Here is a 2,641-nt window from a genome sequence, read left to right on the forward strand (position 1 = left end):
ATGTGGGTATAGGCACCACTACTCCAATGGCCAAATTACATGTTAATGCTGAATTGGATGGGGTATCCGCTATAAATATAGGAAGACCCAATTCTGCAGGGAATGTTAATGTACCAGTGGGAGGCAGCCCTGGTGGTTACAATATCGACTTTTATACTTTTAGAGATATTGTTCCAGATCAAATTGGGGCGAGAATAAGGGCGGAAAGGATAAACACATACCAACCAAATAGTGCTTTAGTACAGGCGATGGATTTAAGCTTTTATACATCTGTAGGGCTTGCTAGGGCAGATCTTTTTGAGAGAATGAGAATAACCTCAGATGGAAATGTGGGAATTGGTACCTCGAACACAAAGGGTTATAAACTCGCTGTAGCGGGTAATATGATTGCTGAATCAGTAAAGGTTCAACTACAGTCTGCCTGGCCGGATTATGTATTCAACGAGGATTACAAGCTCACAAGTCTCCAGGAAACCGAAAAACACATCAAAGAAAAAGGCCATTTGCCTGGAATCCCTTCTGCTGCGGAGGTGAAATCGGAGGGAATCGATTTAGGGGAAATGAATAAAAAGTTACTTCAGAAAATTGAAGAACTGACACTATATCTGATTCAAATGGAGAAAAAAAATAGTGAAGAAAGATCAGCTCAAGAAAGTAAAATTATTGGTCTTAAGGCACAAACTAGTGAACAACAGAAAGATATAGATCGAATGAAGTTAAAAATTAAATCCCATGCAAAAGATATTTATTAACGCCGCACTCATACTAACGTGCAACATTGCTTACTGTCAGCAAAATTTACTTCCCGCATCCGGAAAAGTTGGAATTGGAACAATTACCCCAGTTTCTCAATTAGAGGTTCTTTCTCCCGCCGCAGTGGGAGGAGAAAGCTTAATGAGATTTAAAGTTTCCGACGCGGCGAACGATTATATGGAAGTGTTGAATTCAACAGGAGGTACAAATATGTTTATGCCTGCAATTAAAGGAGCTGTAAATTCCTCTAATACAACTTCTCTTTATTTCCTTGGAGAAACAAACAGCGTAAATGACATTGGTACTAATCCTATGATAGTTTTTGATTCCAGACTTAGTAGTGGTCGTGTAAATAACCGTCCACTGTTTGGATGGGATAATTATGGAACGCGATATATGACGATTCAGGCTGGGGGCAATGTTGGTATTGGTACTACAGATCCTTCTGCTAAACTGCATATTAATGCTTCTTTAACCGAGTCGGCGATTAAAATTGGAAGTCCGAATGTTCAGGGTAACATAAATGTGCCAGTAGGTGCAAGCACAGGTGGTTACGATCTGGATTTCTATACCTGGAGAGATGTTCAGGTTGATCAGATAGGTGCGCGTATCCGTGCGGAAAGGATCAACAGCTATCAGCCAAATAATGCGTTGGTTCAATCGATGGATCTCGTTTTTAGTACCTCTACAGGTCGTATTCAAACTGAACTTACTGAAAAACTAAGAATTAACAGCACAGGCAATGTTAGCATTGGTACAAGCGATTCAAAGGGTTACAAACTTGCTGTAAATGGAAATATTCTGGCAACCGAAATTAAGGTACAGGCAGCTCCCTGGCCGGATTACGTTTTTTCAAAGAATTATAACCTGCCAGCCCTTCAAAGCATAGAGAAGCATATTAAAAAAGAAGGTTATTTACCAGATATGCCTTCGGCAAAAGAAGTTGAATCAAATGGGATTAATGTAGGTGAGATGAATGCAAAACTGCTGAAGAAAATAGAGGAGCTTACTTTATACATTATTGATCAGAATAAAGAATTGTTGAGCCAGAAAGACCAGTTAAATAACTTGAAAAAAGATAATCTTGAACTTAAAAAGGCGGTTTTTGGAAGAAAATACTAAACTAATTAAACCTATTTATTTATTAATACTTAACGCAACTCTATTATGAAAATTGACATAGAAAGAATTATCCTCATAGACACTTTTATAAGAAAAAAATCCACGGGTAAACCAGATGAATTGGCTCAACGCTTAGGGATATCGAGAAGATCACTATTTGGTACTCTCAATTTTATGAAAGCGTCATTAAAAGCGCCGATCGTATATAACAGAGACGAAAATAGCTACGTATATGAGGAACATGGATTATTCTGTTTTATCTATGATACAAAGCAAAAAGGAGAAATGCCGGATAATGAAACCAAAGAATTATAGTCTTCGAAAACCAAAAACTAAATCAAATCATATTATGAAATTGCAGAAAGTAATTAAGAAGTATATCTATAATCACAAAGTTGTTTTTATCCTGTTGTTTGCTCTTTGTTGTTGTTCAAAAACATATGGCCAAATTCCTGCACAAATTGTCAACCTTCCGGGTACCAATTTTGTCTATGTTGGAAGTTTGACTGATTCGGATTTTTCTACGGGAAATTCGCAAAAAATAATTGTTAAAATATTTGGTGGCTCCTGGTTTTCAGAATCCAATGGAGAAACTACTTTTTATATTTCTAACCGAGCAGGTTTAACGGCAAAACAGGTTAGCGTGGGGAATCAGTCGTCCCGATGGTTCTCTTTAAAAATGTATCAAAATGGCTCAAAGGTAGACTTATATGTTGTTCCAAATCCGGTTGAGTATACCTCATTTGCTGTGACGTCTTTTACTTTC

The 2,641-nt window shown here is 37.5% G+C and carries 3 protein-coding genes and 1 pseudogene; all 4 read left to right on the forward strand.

Annotation, left to right across the window (positions count from 1 at the left end):
* Positions 1 to 752: pseudogene (locus tag VNZ46_RS20610) on the forward strand (hypothetical protein); the annotation flags it as partial.
* Positions 733 to 1,875, forward strand: coding sequence for a hypothetical protein (locus VNZ46_RS20615; RefSeq protein ID WP_325562134.1), 1,143 nt, complete (start codon positions 733 to 735; stop codon positions 1,873 to 1,875). The pseudogene VNZ46_RS20610 and the gene VNZ46_RS20615, both read left to right, overlap by 20 nt.
* Before the next feature lie 45 nt (positions 1,876 to 1,920).
* Positions 1,921 to 2,190, forward strand: a complete 270-nt coding sequence (locus tag VNZ46_RS20620) for a hypothetical protein (protein WP_325562136.1) — start codon at positions 1,921 to 1,923, stop codon at positions 2,188 to 2,190.
* 34 nt (positions 2,191 to 2,224) lie between these two features.
* Positions 2,225 to 2,641: hypothetical protein (locus VNZ46_RS20625; protein WP_325562138.1), on the forward strand; the 417-nt coding region annotated here is incomplete at its 3' end.

The sequence above is a fragment of the Pedobacter sp. genome (assembly GCF_035566355.1).
Classification (GTDB): Bacteria; Bacteroidota; Bacteroidia; order Sphingobacteriales; family Sphingobacteriaceae; genus Pedobacter.

Coding starts and splice junctions, on each gene's coding strand:
- VNZ46_RS20615 (WP_325562134.1), top strand. CDS start 733: ATGCAAAAGATATTTATTAACGCCGCACTCATACTAACGTGCAACATT.
- VNZ46_RS20620 (WP_325562136.1), top strand. CDS start 1,921: ATGAAAATTGACATAGAAAGAATTATCCTCATAGACACTTTTATAAGA.